The organism is Pseudoalteromonas aurantia, assembly GCF_005886875.1.
In the GTDB taxonomy this organism is placed as follows: Bacteria; Pseudomonadota; Gammaproteobacteria; order Enterobacterales; family Alteromonadaceae; genus Pseudoalteromonas; species Pseudoalteromonas aurantia_A.
Genome location: NZ_PNBY01000010.1, coordinates 57,436 through 73,141 on the forward strand (window position 1 = coordinate 57,436; position 15,706 = coordinate 73,141).

General features: G+C 42.9%; 17 protein-coding genes and 1 riboswitch. Of the genes, 5 read left to right on the plus strand and 12 right to left on the minus strand.

Translation table 11 applies throughout. The features are described 5' to 3' along the window. Positions 1–34: 34 nt before the first annotated feature. Positions 35–304 (minus strand): helix-turn-helix transcriptional regulator, encoded by a 270-nt coding sequence (locus tag CWC18_RS01945; RefSeq protein ID WP_171041009.1) that lies wholly within the window; start codon positions 302–304, stop codon positions 35–37. Between CWC18_RS01945 and CWC18_RS20940 the strand changes: the two genes are divergently transcribed. Both CWC18_RS20940 and ubiK read left to right on the plus strand, forming a co-directional pair. Continuing rightward, positions 297–728, plus strand: coding sequence for a hypothetical protein (locus CWC18_RS20940; RefSeq protein ID WP_171041010.1), 432 nt, complete (start codon positions 297–299; stop codon positions 726–728). The genes CWC18_RS01945 and CWC18_RS20940 overlap by 8 nt on opposite strands. 102 nt (positions 729–830) lie before the next feature. Further along, positions 831–1,094: a ubiquinone biosynthesis accessory factor UbiK gene (ubiK, locus tag CWC18_RS01950; RefSeq protein WP_138592462.1), complete on the plus strand. Its 264-nt coding sequence runs from the start codon at positions 831–833 to the stop codon at positions 1,092–1,094. A gap of 2 nt (positions 1,095–1,096) precedes the next feature. Here ubiK and can read toward each other — a convergent pair whose 3' ends face one another. From can to ilvG, 8 genes are all read right to left on the minus strand, one after another. Next, a complete protein-coding gene (can, locus tag CWC18_RS01955; protein ID WP_138674612.1) occupies positions 1,097–1,753 on the minus strand; it encodes a carbonate dehydratase in 657 nt (218 codons plus the stop codon). A 17-nt stretch (positions 1,754–1,770) separates the two neighbouring features. Then, positions 1,771–2,949 carry a methyltransferase gene (locus CWC18_RS01960; protein ID WP_138592464.1) on the minus strand — a complete coding sequence of 393 codons (1,179 nt, stop codon included), beginning with the start codon at positions 2,947–2,949 and terminating at the stop codon, positions 1,771–1,773. A 25-nt stretch (positions 2,950–2,974) separates the two neighbouring features. Continuing rightward, positions 2,975–4,069, minus strand: a complete 1,095-nt coding sequence (locus tag CWC18_RS01965; RefSeq protein WP_138674613.1) for an ABC transporter substrate-binding protein — start codon at positions 4,067–4,069, stop codon at positions 2,975–2,977. Positions 4,070–4,135: 66 nt separating this feature from the next. Continuing rightward, on the minus strand, positions 4,136–5,677 hold the full coding sequence (ilvA, locus tag CWC18_RS01970) for a threonine ammonia-lyase, biosynthetic (protein ID WP_138592466.1): 1,542 nt from the start codon (positions 5,675–5,677) through the stop codon (positions 4,136–4,138). A gap of 2 nt (positions 5,678–5,679) precedes the next feature. Further along, positions 5,680–7,536: a dihydroxy-acid dehydratase gene (gene ilvD / locus CWC18_RS01975; protein WP_138592467.1), complete on the minus strand. Its 1,857-nt coding sequence runs from the start codon at positions 7,534–7,536 to the stop codon at positions 5,680–5,682. A 92-nt stretch (positions 7,537–7,628) separates the two neighbouring features. Further along, positions 7,629–8,555 (minus strand): branched-chain amino acid transaminase, encoded by a 927-nt coding sequence (locus tag CWC18_RS01980; RefSeq protein ID WP_138592468.1) that lies wholly within the window; start codon positions 8,553–8,555, stop codon positions 7,629–7,631. Positions 8,556–8,589: 34 nt separating this feature from the next. Next, positions 8,590–8,832, minus strand: a complete 243-nt coding sequence (gene ilvM, locus CWC18_RS01985) for an acetolactate synthase 2 small subunit (protein ID WP_138592469.1) — start codon at positions 8,830–8,832, stop codon at positions 8,590–8,592. Next, positions 8,829–10,478 (minus strand): acetolactate synthase 2 catalytic subunit, encoded by a 1,650-nt coding sequence (ilvG, locus tag CWC18_RS01990; protein WP_138674614.1) that lies wholly within the window; start codon positions 10,476–10,478, stop codon positions 8,829–8,831. The genes ilvM and ilvG overlap by 4 nt, the downstream gene beginning before the upstream one ends. 517 nt (positions 10,479–10,995) lie before the next feature. Between ilvG and CWC18_RS01995 the strand changes: the two genes are divergently transcribed. Further along, a complete protein-coding gene (locus tag CWC18_RS01995; RefSeq protein ID WP_138674615.1) occupies positions 10,996–11,880 on the plus strand; it encodes a TraB/GumN family protein in 885 nt (294 codons plus the stop codon). Between the two features lie 141 nt (positions 11,881–12,021). Then, complete coding sequence (locus tag CWC18_RS02000; protein ID WP_138592471.1) at positions 12,022–12,642, plus strand: hypothetical protein; 621 nt, start codon at positions 12,022–12,024, stop codon at positions 12,640–12,642. Here CWC18_RS02000 and CWC18_RS02005 read toward each other — a convergent pair. From CWC18_RS02005 to CWC18_RS02015, 3 genes are read right to left on the minus strand one after another with little or no spacing between them, the layout of a single operon-like run. Then, on the minus strand, positions 12,639–13,529 hold the full coding sequence (locus CWC18_RS02005) for a response regulator (RefSeq protein WP_138674616.1): 891 nt from the start codon (positions 13,527–13,529) through the stop codon (positions 12,639–12,641). The genes CWC18_RS02000 and CWC18_RS02005 overlap by 4 nt on opposite strands. Next, positions 13,465–13,632, minus strand: coding sequence for a hypothetical protein (locus CWC18_RS21900; RefSeq protein WP_138674617.1), 168 nt, complete (start codon positions 13,630–13,632; stop codon positions 13,465–13,467). The genes CWC18_RS02005 and CWC18_RS21900 overlap by 65 nt, the downstream gene beginning before the upstream one ends. Before the next feature lie 8 nt (positions 13,633–13,640). After that, entirely contained in the window at positions 13,641–14,174 is a 534-nt protein-coding gene (locus CWC18_RS02015) for a hypothetical protein (protein WP_138674618.1), read from the minus strand. Positions 14,175–14,496: 322 nt separating this feature from the next. Further along, positions 14,497–14,699, plus strand: a riboswitch (Lysine riboswitch). A 113-nt stretch (positions 14,700–14,812) separates the two neighbouring features. On the opposite strand from CWC18_RS02015, the gene dapA reads away from it, so the two are divergent. After that, positions 14,813–15,697 carry a 4-hydroxy-tetrahydrodipicolinate synthase gene (dapA, locus tag CWC18_RS02020; protein WP_138592473.1) on the plus strand — a complete coding sequence of 295 codons (885 nt, stop codon included), beginning with the start codon at positions 14,813–14,815 and terminating at the stop codon, positions 15,695–15,697. Positions 15,698–15,706 lie beyond the last annotated feature (9 nt).

Here is a 15,706-nt window from a genome sequence, read left to right on the forward strand (position 1 = left end):
CTTAACCCTCAGTATCAGATATACTTTTTACATACTACTTCGGTGTCATTGAAAACTGTTTTTTAAAACATGCACTAAAATAGGCAGGAGAATTAAATCCAACCTCATGAGATACTGGAAATATACTGCTTACCTGACGTAACATGGGCAAAGATTGGAATAGTCTATATTGACGGATGTATTCATTCGGTCTGACAGCAGCAACCGACGTTAACTTACGATGTAACTGCCTTTCGCTTAGTGCAACCTTTTTTTCAAGCTGAGAAACTGACAATGACGCATCTGAATACAGGCAGTTGAGCACTTTATCTACTTTAGCAATAAACAGCACTGCTGCACTATCAACTGACTTTACAGAAACTGAGCAGCGTGTTTTCACCATCTCACATGATGAGAACCAGGTTAACCACCATACTCAAATACATCAACGTCTCAGTAATAACAGTAAGGTCTACCTAAACGACTGGCATAACTTATCTCACAAATCAGACTCCCTTGATAGTCAAGACCTTATCAAGCACTTAGAGAATTCTGGTTATTTGTTCAGTGAAGAACCAAGCATTGCTTTTTCTTCATGGTTTAAAAGACTCACTTATGACAGTTTAGCCAACCGTGTTACCACTGAGCGCAATCACCTCAATGAGTGGGTAAAATACACCTATGCAAGTGATGGTACACATGTAACACAATGTAGTACTGACGGTGAAAAATGGCTACGTTGTAATTAATCAAGGCTGGGTGAAGTGAATAGCTATACGCCAGTCACTTCACTATTTTGTTATGTGATCATTTGCTACTATACCAATAAGCAACTTTTATAGGTAATGATGATGATTAACCCAGCAAAAATTGAAGAAATTGCGAAACAGATCTCAGGCAATTTGCCACAAGGCGTAAAAAACTTAGCAGATACATTTGAATCAAAAACCAAACAAGCCATTCAAAATAAACTGGCTGAAATGGATTTTGTCAGCAGAGAGGAGTTTGATATTCAAAGTAAAGTACTAATCAGGACACGAGAGAAGCTTGCTGAGCTTGAAGCAAAAGTCGCTGAAATAGAAGCCAAGCTAGACAGCGACAAACACGCAGAATAAGGCTATTCTGCGTAACGGTCTTTGACCTGCGCAATCGCCAGAGCATATTGATCAGCTATTTGCTCTGGTTTAGCCGCTAGAGCATTGAGCTCATGTAACAGCCCATCCGCCAACCCATATACCCAACCATGAATCGTTAAATTTTGCCCGCGTCGCCATGCATCTTGCACAATGTTAGTTTGGCAAACATTTCGCACTTGGTCGATAACATTCAACTCACATAACGCGTCACACTGTTTTTGCGGTGCTATATTATCAATGATACTTTGGTGTTTTTCTTTCACGTCTGCAACATGACGCAACCAATTGTCTATTAACCCAAAACGCGCTTCATTAAGTACAGCTTGGACGCCACCACAGCCATAATGACCAACAACCATAATGTGCTTTACTTTCAGTACTTCAACTGCGTACTGCATCACTGACAAACAATTGTGATCAGTATGCACCACCACATTTGCCACATTACGGTGCACAAATAGCTCACCAGGCATTAAATCTACAATTTCATTCGCAGGTACACGTGAATCAGAACAGCCAATCCACAAATATTCTGGTTTTTGCTGACCTAACAGCTTTTTAAAGTAATCAGGATCTCTCGCTCGTTCGCGTTCAGCCCATTGCTGGTTGTTTTCTAATAAGTGGTCGAGCGTACACATCTCAGATTTTCCTCTATTTATTGTCGGGTAGCTTGTATTAAAACATTCCTTGGGGTGAGCTGCTTCTCACAAAACTCACTCAGGCTGACATCATACCCAGCTTGCTGTAAATATAAACCCCTATCGAGTACCAACCAAATCTCTAACGCTCTACGAAAAACATGCCTAACTAATTCAATACGATCTGTTACTCGTTTACGCTGCTCACCTTGCTTTAAATAAGTTGCATAATCAATACCTGAAGGTAACGTAATGTCTTTTTGTGCTGCTGCCCAACAGCAGAAAGATGAAAAGTCACCAGAAAATATACTTTTGTTAACCGATGGCACACTAATATATTCCGTCGACCCAGTACAGTCGCGGCGCAGTGCATCAAACCCCAAACGCCAAGTGACCTCTTTTCGCCTCACAGTAGCAATACGTGGCGCGGCCGTCACGGTTTCTTGTAACGCCAGCTTCATATCACTGTGATTCAAATGTAATGCACTGTGCTTAGCTGCCTCACTCATTGGTTGGTAAGTCGGCTCAGTAAATAAATGATAACAACACGGCGAGAGGCTTATTTTTTCACATTTGTGCTCTGTTGCTCTATGCATAAACGTTTGATGAAGAGCACCGCACGCATGTAATGCAACAGCATGTTGTTGTGGTTTAAAGTAAGCGCCTGTATCATCAGTAAGTACGTTTGCACAGCTAAAATGGACGTTTAATTCTTGCTGTTTTGCACTATGGGCGCCCTGTTCACACAAAGCGGACTGTAATTCAATACTATGAACATGCGGTGCACCTAAATGCGCCATTAAACGCCCTAAATGACCTTTACCTGCACACCACTCTAACACCGGTAATTGCTGCTCAGGGACATGACTCACAAAATCTTGCAGCTGCGTTAATTTGCGGCCTTTTATCCCGTTGCTTAGCCAAAATGGCAGAGCTGCTCTCGGTTTTTCGCTGTAAGGCAATGCTGTCAACCCAGCAAGTAAATCAACACCAGGTATGTAATCAGAAAACACATCGTATAAACAAGCTTGATCAGCGTCGAGCCGTGCTACTTCAGCATCATCCAAGCTCAACAAAAACTGATTTAATTGCACACTAAACGGTAACGTTAAATGATCAAACGCCACACGCTGCCAAAAGTCCCGCGTGCTCGTTAGAAAAGTATCTAATTGTTGAAATTGAGAAAGTAATGACATGAACCACAACACATAAAATAAAACGCTATTCTACCGTGTTTTCGTCTTTATAGGGCAGTTGTTGAATGCGATATTTTCGCTTGTGGAAGAACATCAGATAACCATACATAGGCAGAGATAATATGGTTAATATACAAGCTAACACTAACATCCAAGACCATGTATCTTCTGATGGTTCTCGTGTGCGATGATAGATAAAGGTGGATTTAATACCTTCCCATTGCGTTAAATCTAAACTGTATAATTGCGCGATCCATTGCCAGCGCGTCTCTGACATACTGCCAATCGGCACACCAGAATGCGTAATATAAACAGCAAGCTCATCTGCTTCAAAGCTCAGCTGCTCCTTCGTCTTGTGACGAGCATATTTCTCATGGATCACTTCAATACTGTGCTGCATATTCAACAATGCATAGCGCCAACCTTTTAAGCTCGCCTGTTTAAACCTCTCCACGACATCAGGCTTTTGCGACAGCATATTTTCACTGGTAAATAAAATATCACCATATACATTTAGTCCGTATTGCTTGGGGCAGATCTGCCGAGTTTCGACCCCTTGCTGCTGCATTTTATAAGGTTCATTAGTCACATAGACTTGGAGTGCATCAAACACACCACGTTTAAAATCTGCAAGTGGATTGAGTCCAGCATACGTGGGTAAGTCTGTTATGTTTATTCCAGCTCGCGCGAGCATAACTGTCAGCTCAGCGCTTTCATCTTTACCTAAGTGGCTGACTTTTTTACCTACGAAATCTTCTGGCGTGAAAATATCGCTGCTTTCTTTCACCATCCAGCAATACGGCGACGATTGAAATATGGCAGCCATTGCCACTAGGGGCTTACCCTGCATCTTCGCTTGTAATATGCCTGAGTGCGTCACGCCAAATTGAGCTTGACCTGATAGCACTTTAAAATGTGTATCAGGATTACCTGGATTTGCAGGTAGAATACTCACCTTAAGCCCAGCATCTTTATAAAAACCTTGTTCTGCCGCCATATAATAGCCGGCAAACTGAAACTGATGCGTCCACTTTAATTGCAATACAACGGGCTCAAGTGCACTAACACTTGAGCTACATAGTGTGAATAAAAGAAATAAACCTAGTCGAACCTTATTCATATACGCTTGTTACTTTCCCAGTAAATTGCCGCTATTAACTATAGGAAAGTAAACTGTATTTGCCAATTACCCGACCTTACGCGCCTCTTCAAAAGGCGCTTGTAAATACTGGCTAAAGCAAGGGTTGTTCGTTTCATCTTGGTAAGCATAACCAAGCTGTGACAGATGCTCATCAAATTTCTCATAATCACTCGGAGCAATATCAAAGGCAGCAAGCACATTGCCCTCTGCAGCACCATGATTTCGATAATGAAATAACGTAATATTCCAATTACACCCCAATGTGTCTAAGAATCGCGCTAGGGCACCTGGGTATTCGGGAAACTCAAAGCGTAGTAATCGCTCTTGCAGTTCAACTGGAGGCTTACCACCAACCATGTATCTAATATGTAATTTTGCCAGCTCATTATCAGAAAGATCTTTAAGTAAATACCCCTTTCGCTCTAATGTGCCTTTGACATCATCTAGTTCAACTTGCCCCCCGCGCAAACCTACCCCCACAAAAATCTGGGCATTGTCCTCGCCAGCATAACGGTAATTAAACTCAGTAATTGCACGCCCTTCTAGATCATGGCAAAACTGTTTGAAACTGCCTTTTTCTTCCGCAATTGTCACACCAAACAAAGCCTCGTTCTTAGCGCCAAGCGCAGTACGCTCAGCGATGTAACGTAAGCGGTCAAAATTCAAATTAGCACCCGACAGTACCGCGGCTAACGTCAGTCCGGCACGATTACTTTGCGCACTCCACTTTTTAATACCTGCGACCGATAATGCCCCCGAAGGCTCTGCAATCGCTCGAGTTTCAACAAAAATATCTTGTACGGCAGCACAAATTTCATCTGAGCTTACCGTCACAACTTCATCGCAAAACTTTTGTGCCAAACGGAACGTTTCAGTGCCAATCACCTTAACAGCAACCCCATCAGCAAAGCTGCCTACTTGTGGTAACGTAACGGGCTCCCCCGCATCTAAAGCGGCTTTTAAACACGCACTTTCCTGCGCTTCAACTCCGATAACCTTGATATCAGGACGTAATGACTTAATGTAAACCGCCATACCCGCAAGTAACCCCCCGCCTCCGACGGGAATAAAGACCGCGTCTAACTCATTTACTTGCTGCATCAACTCGCGTGCTACCGTCCCTTGACCGATAATAACGTCTTTATCGTCAAAAGGCGGCACAAATACCGCTTGTGCTTGTTCGGTTAATATATACGAATGCGCTTTTGCCTCATCAAAATTGTGCCCGTGTAAAACAACCTGGGCGCCAAAATTACGCACCGCATTGACTTTTATTTCAGGGGTTGTCACTGGCATAACAATGGTTGCTTGGTGACCCAAATGTGCAGCACTTAGCGCCACACCTTGCGCATGATTACCTGCAGACGCTGTGACCACTTGGCTACCAACAGGAAGCTGCTGTAACTTATGATATGCGCCACGCAATTTAAAAGAATAAACCGGTTGCTGGTCTTCACGTTTGAGCCAGATTTTTTGTCCCAAACGCTCTGAAAGTGCGCGCATTTCACTTAATTCAGTCACCTTAACTAACGGTGACATATCAGCTTGAATGATGGCACGAAAATAATCTAGCTCTTGTGAAACCATGGTTAGCTTAGCTCCTCTAACTTAGCTAAGTCACGCACAGCACCTTTATCCGCACTGGTTGCCAATAGCGCATACGCTTTTAAAGCAGGACTCACAACACGCTGTCGATCCAACGGTTTATAAGCGTCCTTTCCACGTGCCAATTGCTTGTCGCGACGCGCTTGTAATTGCGTATCATCAAGCAATAAATGAATACCTCGATTATAGATATCAATATGGATCAAGTCGCCATTTTCTACCAAAGCCAACGCTCCACCACTTGCCGCCTCAGGAGAGGCGTGGCCTATTGATAAGCCAGATGTCCCACCAGAAAAACGCCCATCAGTGAGTAGCGCACAGTCTCTATCTAGCCCCATTGATTTTAAGTAACTGGTGGGATACAACATCTCTTGCATGCCTGGACCACCTTTAGGCCCTTCATAACGGATAATGATGACATCACCTTTTTTAATCTCACCAGCCAAAATGCTATCTACCGCATCATCTTGAGACTCAAAAACCACTGCTGGGCCAGTAAAATCAAGCATTTCGTCAAGCACACCGGCACTTTTAACGATACAGCCATCGGGGGTTAAGTTACCCGATAACACCGCTAAACCACCATCTTGTCGAAATGCATGTTCAATACTGCGTATACAGCCATTCTCTCGGTCGAGATCCAGTGTATCCCAGCGATATGCCTGGCTCATACCTTTGGTCGTACGGATCCCCGCAGGACCGGCACGAAAGAAGGTTTGTGCCTTTTCATTATTGTGATCTGTTGCATCCCAACGCGTTATCACCTCGCCTAATGTACCGCCCGCAACATGACCTACCGTTAAATCTAAACGATCCCCTTTCGCTAATTCATTCAGCATGCTCATCATGCCACCAGCACGATGTACATCTTCGATGTGATACTGCTGAGTTGCCGGTGCAACTTTGCATAAAAATGGTGTTTTGCGAGAGAGCTCATCGATATGGCTCATATCAAAATCAACCCCACCTTCTTGCGCCGCAGCTAATAAATGTAATACCGTATTTGATGAACCACCCATTGCAATGTCTAAGGTCATCGCGTTCATAAAAGCCGCTCTATTGGCGATATTTCTTGGCAGTACAGCGTCATTATCCTTTTGATAATACTCATTGCACAAAGCGACGATACGCTTACCTGCGGCTTCATATAATTGCTGACGATCTTTGTGGGTTGCTAACGTTGTACCATTACCCGGAAGTGCCAACCCAAGCGCTTCTAACAAACAGTTCATTGAATTTGCTGTAAACATCCCAGAGCATGAGCCACATGTTGGGCACGCTGAACGCTCAACCTGCTCGGAGTCTGCATCACTCACGGTCGGATCTGCGCCTTTGACCATGGCATCGACTAAGTCTAATTTAATATCGATGTCTGCTAACCGCGTTTTTCCAGCCTCCATCGGGCCACCTGACACAAAAATAACGGGGATATTTAACCGCAGTGCCGCCAATAACATACCTGGGGTGATCTTATCGCAGTTGGAAATACAGACCATCGCATCAGCGCAGTGCGCATTAACCATATACTCCACTGAATCAGCGATGAGATCTCGTGATGGCAGTGAATACAACATGCCGCCATGCCCCATCGCAATACCATCATCAATGGCGATGGTATTAAACTCTCTAGGTACACCACCTGCATCACGAATAGTATCAGCCATTAAGTCACTTAGCTGATTGAGGTGCACATGACCAGGTACAAATTGCGTATAAGAATTGACGACCGCAACAATTGGCTTTTCAAAGTCACTATCTGTCATGCCTGTTGCACGCCACAGCGCTCTGGCGCCAGCGCGTTTTCTACCTTCTGTTGTCGTTTTACTTCTTAACTTGGCCATGCTAAACCCCTTCATGTTATGCGTCGCTACTTTATATAACGCCGCCTTTTCCTCATTCCCAAAAAAGCCACGTGATTGTGGCTCTCTATGTTCTATGCCTGATTGACGTATTCTAACCAACCGTTATTATCGTTAGCTTGTCCTTTCACTAAATCAAAATACGCTTTTTGTAGCTCTTCAGTAATAGGGCCTCGCTTGCCATCTCCCACTTGGATTTGGTCTACGCTGCGCACCGGAACAACCTCGGCAGCGGTGCCCGTCATAAAGAACTCATCTGCTAAGTAGAGTGCTTCACGCGCAATTGACTCTTCTCGTACTTCATATCCTCTAGCACGAGCAAGCTCCATAATGGTGTCACGCGTCAAACCTGGTAAAATACACGCGGTTGTCGGCGGTGTATAAAGTACCCCTTTTTTGATAACAAATAGATTTTCTCCGGCACCTTCACTTAAGCACCCATTGACATCTAGCGCGATCCCTTCAACATACCCATTGCGCTTTGCTTCACCAGAAATAAGCTGTGATGACAGATAGTTGCCACCAGCCTTTGCTGCCGTCGGCATGGTGTTTGGCGCTAAACGATTCCAAGAAGAAATACATACATCAACGCCCTCAGCTAAACTGTCATCACCTAAATAGGCGCCCCACTGCATTGCGGCAACCGTCACATCAGCAAGGTGTGATTTCGGATTTAAACCCAGCCCTACATTACCTAAAAACGCGAATGGACGAATGTAGGCGTCTTTAAAGCCATTTTCACGCACAGCATCTTTACATGCCTGAATAATTTGCTCTGGGGTGAATGGGATCTCCATGCGGTAAATTTTTGCTGAGTCATATAAACGCTGAATATGATCCGTTAAACGAAAGATTGCCGGGCCATTTGGCGTATCATAGGCGCGTATTCCTTCGAACACTGAGCTGCCATAATGTAATGCATGGCTAAGTACATGAGTCGTTGCTTGCTCGTAAGGGATCATCTCGCCGTTGTGCCAAATTAATTCCGAAGTTTTAGTCATTTGTAATACCTTGTTCTTTTCTTAATAATTAGGTTTAAATAGCCTGTTGCTGTAGTGTGTGCAAATCAACCTGTTGCACCTCAACCAGCTTACTCAGTTGTGTCGTTAATAGATAGATAGGCTTGTCACTGTCTACTGTCATTTTAACGTGAAACAAATCATCATGGCCCTCCAACTCTAATTGGGTTAAATGAAATCCACGATGACGCGCCACTCTTAAAAAGCGCTCAACGGCGATACTTTGGTTTTTAATTGCCACTGTTAATTGGTGTCTCATTGCGCTTTCTCCGTCATCATTTCATCATTTGCGGCCCCAGGTGGTACCAAAGGCCAAACGTTTTCTTTGTCATCTATACAGGCATGAATGATATAAGGCCCTGTAGAATTCACTAATTCATCAATGGCATCATCAACTTCGTTTGCATGGGTAATTGTTTGACCCGGTATACCAAACACCGCGGCCAATTGCACAAAATCAGGGTTATCAGATAAGTTTGTCTCGCTATAACGCCCTTCAAAAAATAACTGCTGCCATTGACGTACCATGCCAAGGCGTTGATTATCTAATATCACTATTTTTACGGGTAAATTGTTACGGCGAATCGTAGCAAGTTCTTGAATATTCATCATGATTGAACCGTCACCAGAAACCGTTACGACCATGTTCTGTGGCCGTGCGATTTGTGCACCTATGGCTGCAGGCAAACCAAACCCCATTGTTCCAGCACCACCACTGCTGAGGTGATTACTCGGATGCGTAAACTTCATATGTTGTGCAACCCACATTTGATGTTGTCCAACATCGCAGCACACCACACTATCACGAGGCATTTTTCTACTGAGTTCTTTTAATAAATACGGGGCAAATACTTTTTCACCCGGGTAATCATACCGCCACGCATGTGCCGTTTTAAGCTCCATGACGGTGTTTAACCACTGTGCGTTAGTAACAAAGCACGCCAATGCTGGAATAGATGTTTTTAAATCGGTAATTAGTGACGCTGCCGCAGGTTTACGCTTTCCAACTTCCGCAGGGTCTATGTCTAAATGTATTACCTTCGCCTTTGCTGCAAACTTCGCTAAATTACCCGTCACTCTGTCATCAAACCGAGCGCCAATACATACCAGTAAATCACATTCTTGTACTGCAATATTTGCTGCTTGCCCACCGTGCATACCCAACATTCCTAAGTCATATTCATACTCAGGTAACACGCTCCCCAATGCCTTTAATGTTGAAACAGCTGGCATCTGAGTTTTGTTTAAAAATTGCATCAATTCAGCTTGCGCATCCGCACTTTGTACGCCCCCGCCGACATAAGCCACAGGACGCTGAGCTTCAGACAATAACACTTCTGCTGTTTGCACTTCGCAGCTTAATAGCTCAGGAAAAGACTCTTCTCTTGCCAACCAAGGTTTAAAAGGGGCTTGTGCCAACTGAATGTCTTTAGGGATATCAACCAATACAGGTCCTGGTCTACCAGACAAGGCCAAGTGCATCGCTTCTTGTAGTATTTCAGCCAAATCTTCAGCACGTTCAACCATGTAACTGTGCTTCGTGCATGACAGAGACATCCCCAAAACATCAACTTCTTGAAACGCATCAGAGCCAATAGCGGCAGTGGGCACCTGCCCAGTTATCGCGAGCAAAGGCACCGAATCCATCATGGCATCGGCAAGCGATGTTACTAGGTTTGTTGCACCGGGGCCTGAAGTTGCAAAACAAACGCCAAGTTTGCCAGTACTGCGCGCATACCCCACGGCTGCAAACCCTGCTCCTTGCTCATGACGAGTCAAATAATGTTTTACAGGCGCACCGTAGAGCGCATCGTAGATCGGCATAATCGCACCGCCTGGATAACCAAAGACTTCTTGAACGCCATGCTTGGCAAGTAAGTCGATAAGTAATTGTGCGCCTGTCATCGTGTTCCCCATTCCCAATCTTTTTAATGATTTCTAAAAATTTAACCCTAAAACCAAGAAGCCCCCCGAACTTTTCAGTGCGGGGGGCTTCTCGTTGATACTTTTTAAAGCACTAACTCGCCCCCGCGGTAATAATAATCACCACGTTGATAATCAGGACTAAAGTTAGTGCTGTTGTTAACATATTCAGTATCACCAAATTAAATTATTACTTGTAAGTGCGCGCTTATTCACAGCGTGCCTTGCTCTTTTTCTATTAGTAACCCGAAGTACAATGTAAGTCAACCATAAAAACAATGCTTTAAAAGCACTAAAAAAAACAATAAAAGGTATCTATATTCAACAATAGCCAAAAATCGAATAAAAAAACCTTTATTTTGTCTATCCTTTCGTTTTTAAAGTGTTCATATTTTATTTACAACACTTTTCATTCAACGAAAAAATCATATGAAACTTTTATGATTTGCCCAATAGATTGATTATGATGTTTATCAGCTATTAATTATTAAGGATAACCATGCCCAAACCTATTACTCAGGTGAGTGCCCTCTGCCTCATATTGTGCCTGTCACTATTTAGCCGACTAGGTTACACAGCACCCGCGCTCTATAAAGTAGAAAAAGCGGGGATCACATCTTACCTATTAGGAACCGTGCACGTTGGCGATCACTCAATGGCAGGGTTAAGTCAGCGGATCACCTCTGCAATAGATGCCACTAGCGCTTTGGTTGTAGAAGTGGATATCAACGCACTTAGTCCCAGTGAAATTCAGCGTCGTTCTAGCCCTTTTATGCTTTTAACACCACCTAAGAGCCTAAAAAACCAGATCAGCTCTCATAATTACACACGACTTAAAGATTACTTAGCCAAGAAAAACATTAGCATTGATCTGTTTAGCCAATTTACACCTTGGGCGGTTATGGTCACGATATTACAAATGGAATATCAAAAATTAGGTTTCAAAGATGATTTTGGTATTGATAAACAAGTGATCAACTATGCGCAAAGTAAAGCAATGCCAATTATTGAACTAGAGACCCTAGAGCAACAGTTAACTATGTTCAACCACCTCAGCACACATGGCGATCACATGTTGACGGAAACATTTAAACAAATGGATGATATAGAACATTACTTCCTCGACTTAATTCATGCCTGGAAAAAAGGCGATATGGCCGCCTTAAGCCAATATTATCAATTAAGTTTTGATGGCAGTGAGTACGGTCAACTTAGTGAAAAAGTGATGCTTATCGAACGTAATAATAACTGGATAAAGCAACTAGGTAGCCAGCTTGTAAAGCAGCCTTTATTTATTGCGGTGGGTGCCCTCCACTTACCCGAGAAGCACGGCTTACTTATCCAACTTCAACAACAAGGATTTACGGTTAACAAAATGCTGTAACGCATCCCCCTCTAAAAAGGCAACGTATAGAGATACTTTTTAGGGGGCAGATAAAACAAAAAATTATTTTTCAACTTGTTTAAACCGTTACTGAATTTCCTGCGTCAAATAGATATAACACCCTCAATAAGGATGCATATTATGAAAAAATTTTTACTTTTGACAGCTACTGCTGCAAGCTTATCTTTCAATGTACTGGCAAACGAAAGCCACACGATTAAACAAAGTTTTGCTGCACATAATAACCAGCAACTTGAGATTGACTTTCCTGTTGGGCGCTTAGACATGACAAGCTACGATGGTGATAAGATTGAAGTGTCAATCCGATTAGAAGTACAACAAAATGACAGCTGGTTTAATAGTAACGTCAACCTTGATGAAATAACGCTTAATCACCACACTAAAAGTGACACACTGTCACTTGAAATTGATGAAAAAGATTTAAAACAACATTGGCAAGTTAAAGTTCCCAGCTCAATGCAATTAGACATAGAAGTAGGCGTCGGTAATGTTAAAATTTCAGAGCTAGCCAATTCGGCAGATATTGAGGTCGGGGTAGGCAAAGTGAGCATTGATACTAGCGAAGCGGATTTTAAGTCTATATCCCTCGAGTCTGGGGTTGGCACTACCAGCGTCAAAGGTCTGATTAATACAGCAACGCAGCATAAAAAATTAACCCGTTCAGAAACCCATTACACAGGTAAGGGCAGCCATAATATTGAGGTTGAGGTCGGCGTTGGCAACATTCAAGTTCGTCATTAAATTAACCCTACCTGCTCAAGCGCTGTGCGTACTGACTTTTCGTCTAATGGTTTTAGAATCATAGTATTCGTACCTAGCGCTTTGGCACGCTCTAGCTCTTGTGCCTCACTGTTAGCAGTCACTACAGTGATGGGCTCTTCTAAGTTTAAAGAATTGCGTATGTATTCAATGGCTTGAAAACCATCCATAATCGGCATATTTAAATCCATAAAAATAACATCATAGTGATTTGTATTTAAATCATCTATTGCAGCAAGCCCATGCTCTACATGGTTAACTGCAATAGAAAACCCTTGAAGTACCTTAATAATAACTTGTGCATTGAGTGGATTATCTTCAACGAGTAACCCTGTAATCTTGTTCTTGGTAATGCATTGTTCCGGTGGTATGCCTACCATGTAAATAGGTAGTTTTATATGGACTGAAGTTCCTGATGTTTGCCCTTTTTCAAACTGGATCTCACCACTCATAGCATCCAATAACCACTTACAACGCACTAACCCCAACTGCAATCCTTGATAATGAGTGTCTCTCACATTGGTCGAGAAAGGGGATGCTCCACTAAAGCCACACCCAGTGTCTTCAATCGCTACTAATAGAGTTGATTGACTATGATCTAAACAGGCCTGTAATATCATTGAACCTTGTTCAGTAAATTTAACGGCATTATCAATCAGCTGACCAATAACCCAAGCCAAATGGTCATGATCACAGGCTACATTTAACGATTTATCAAACCCAAATTCCGTCACTAAATTCACACCTTTGCTTTTTGCTTCAAGTTGATAAGGTGAAATAGCTTGTAGTAAGGTTTTGGTCATTTCATCTGGGATAACACTGACAGGAATGTCCCCCTTTCTCCCAAAGACTGAACTCCTGAATTGCATTTAATTGATTGACTAACTGTTTTGCAGATACTTCAACTTGTAACAATTGCTCTTTTTTACCGTCTTGGCGATACAAATTTAAAAAGCCTAATATCGCTTGCAATGGTGTTCTTAATTCATAACTGCACGTGCCAAAAAATGGGGTTTCATAGCCAACGCGTGCTGAGTCTCTTGCTTTTGTTGTTCTAAAGAGTCAATAACTCGCTTCACTTGTCTTTCCATTGGTTGAAATATATAAACAACCTCGAGCCAAAGTAAAATGATTGCACTCACCCAAAACACGAATTCAAACATGCGAGTTAATTCTACTTTTCGATTCGCCACTTGTTCAAAAAACTTCACAGCTTGGTCTAGATACAGGAGTAATATGCGCGCATCGTGCGCTACTGTGTAGGCAATCTCTTTATTAAAATCACCTTGTTCATATAGGGCTATAAAATCTTTAATTCGCTTATCTAAATACACTGGGGAGGTAGAATAGAGCATGGTTAAATCTGTCGTTAAAAACTCATACTCACCCGATTTTTCACGTAAAATAAATTGATGATTCATTAAAAATGACAGCACATTTTTATCTAATTCAGCTAACAGTGATTGCGTTGATTTTCCTTCTTGGTGAAACAACACGACCTGATTAATACCCATGCACCTTTTGCGATAGCATATGTTGCATACCCGCCCGGTTTATCAGCTCTGCATACTGTTGTTTTTGTTTAAGAAAAAATCACATTACTGCCGCTACCAATGTTACTAAAATAGCCATAGCTAATACTGCAAGAACATATCTGCTGCGCATCGATTTAATAATTTGACGCATCTAGAGCACCTATTTTGTTGACTAGTAAGTGTAGTGTAAAAAAGAGAAAACTCACGTAGGTTCACTTGACACCTAGACGGCTAAAATGTTTCAATGCGTGCCTACCCTATTTGAGGGCCAGTGTTGTACTTTTGCGTATGACCTTGGTCTAGGGCTGGAAGAGGTGCGTTATTCAGGTAACTGTATTGAGGAGAGCAAACTCCAATGACATGCAGTGAGGGGAATTAACGCCGAGAAACAGTGATTATTTGTTTGGTCACTATTTCGGGCGACTGGGTTGAATCCCAGCGACTGTCACCAATTGCATTGTGAATTAACAAAGCAAGTAAGTTTGGTGGAGAGCTTCTGGTCTTAAAATAATAAGGCCACTTGCCTTGTCATTTTTAAGTCCATTGCTCTTCGAATTTTAACTGTTCGAAGTTTGGGCTCCTTCCTTAACTCCGAACAAGATATAAGTTCGGTAGAGATGAAATCACAATACGATTTATCCAACTATCCCTTATGGACAGCTTTGGTTACGCCTTTTGACGCGAATAACCAGGTTGACTATAACATATTACGCACTTTGGTGTGTGAGCAAGCACAAGCAAACAATGGCATTCTACTCCTTGGTAGCACTGGTGAAGGTCTAGCGCTTACAACAGAAGAGCATCAACACATTGTAAGGTATGTCTGTGATCTAAACCTAGACGTCCCCTTAATGGTCGCTGTCGGTGGCGCCAATTTGCAAGAACAAATCGCGTGGGTCGAATTTTGTAACACTCTGCCTATCCATGCCTTTTTACTCGGCTCTCCACTTTATGCAAAGCCAGGTATCGTTGGACAAGCTCACTGGTTTGATGCATTACTTAGCGCCTCAGATCTGCCGTGTATGCTCTATAACGTCCCCGGTCGCAGCGCAGTTGCTATTGACCCTCAAGTACTCCAAAACCTAACGCACCACACTAATTTATGGGCTCTGAAAGAAGCCAGTGGTGACATTGCCGTATTTGAAGCATTCCGTAAAGCCGCGCCACAATTGGCTATTTATAGCGGTGATGATGGCTTAATGCCTTATTTTGCACAAGCAGGCGCAACGGGCCTCGTTTCTGTCGCAGCCAATGCATGGCCCCAACAAACGGCTGAGTTTGTACGTCGTTCAATGGCAGGGACTTTCCCAAACCTGTTTACTACATGGACCGATGCGGTTGATAGCCTATTTACAGTCGCTAACCCTATACCGGTTAAAGTACTAATGCATGCACAAGGCAAACTCAATACGCCGAATTTACGCCCCCCTTTAACGCACTTGGAGCTGCCTTGTACTCAGGCAATTAACAGTGCAAACACCACAATTTTATCTTGGAATTAAGGCAGTTAT

Coding starts and splice junctions, on each gene's coding strand:
- ubiK (WP_138592462.1), top strand. CDS start 831: ATGATTAACCCAGCAAAAATTGAAGAAATTGCGAAACAGATCTCAGGC.
- can (WP_138674612.1), bottom strand. CDS start 1,753: ATGTGTACGCTCGACCACTTATTAGAAAACAACCAGCAATGGGCTGAA.
- CWC18_RS01960 (WP_138592464.1), bottom strand. CDS start 2,949: ATGTCATTACTTTCTCAATTTCAACAATTAGATACTTTTCTAACGAGC.
- CWC18_RS01965 (WP_138674613.1), bottom strand. CDS start 4,069: ATGAATAAGGTTCGACTAGGTTTATTTCTTTTATTCACACTATGTAGC.
- ilvA (WP_138592466.1), bottom strand. CDS start 5,677: ATGGTTTCACAAGAGCTAGATTATTTTCGTGCCATCATTCAAGCTGAT.
- ilvD (WP_138592467.1), bottom strand. CDS start 7,536: ATGGCCAAGTTAAGAAGTAAAACGACAACAGAAGGTAGAAAACGCGCT.
- CWC18_RS01980 (WP_138592468.1), bottom strand. CDS start 8,555: ATGACTAAAACTTCGGAATTAATTTGGCACAACGGCGAGATGATCCCT.
- ilvM (WP_138592469.1), bottom strand. CDS start 8,832: ATGAGACACCAATTAACAGTGGCAATTAAAAACCAAAGTATCGCCGTT.
- ilvG (WP_138674614.1), bottom strand. CDS start 10,478: ATGACAGGCGCACAATTACTTATCGACTTACTTGCCAAGCATGGCGTT.
- CWC18_RS01995 (WP_138674615.1), top strand. CDS start 10,996: ATGCCCAAACCTATTACTCAGGTGAGTGCCCTCTGCCTCATATTGTGC.
- CWC18_RS02000 (WP_138592471.1), top strand. CDS start 12,022: ATGAAAAAATTTTTACTTTTGACAGCTACTGCTGCAAGCTTATCTTTC.
- CWC18_RS02005 (WP_138674616.1), bottom strand. CDS start 13,529: ATGCAATTCAGGAGTTCAGTCTTTGGGAGAAAGGGGGACATTCCTGTC.
- CWC18_RS02015 (WP_138674618.1), bottom strand. CDS start 14,174: ATGGGTATTAATCAGGTCGTGTTGTTTCACCAAGAAGGAAAATCAACG.
- dapA (WP_138592473.1), top strand. CDS start 14,813: ATGAAATCACAATACGATTTATCCAACTATCCCTTATGGACAGCTTTG.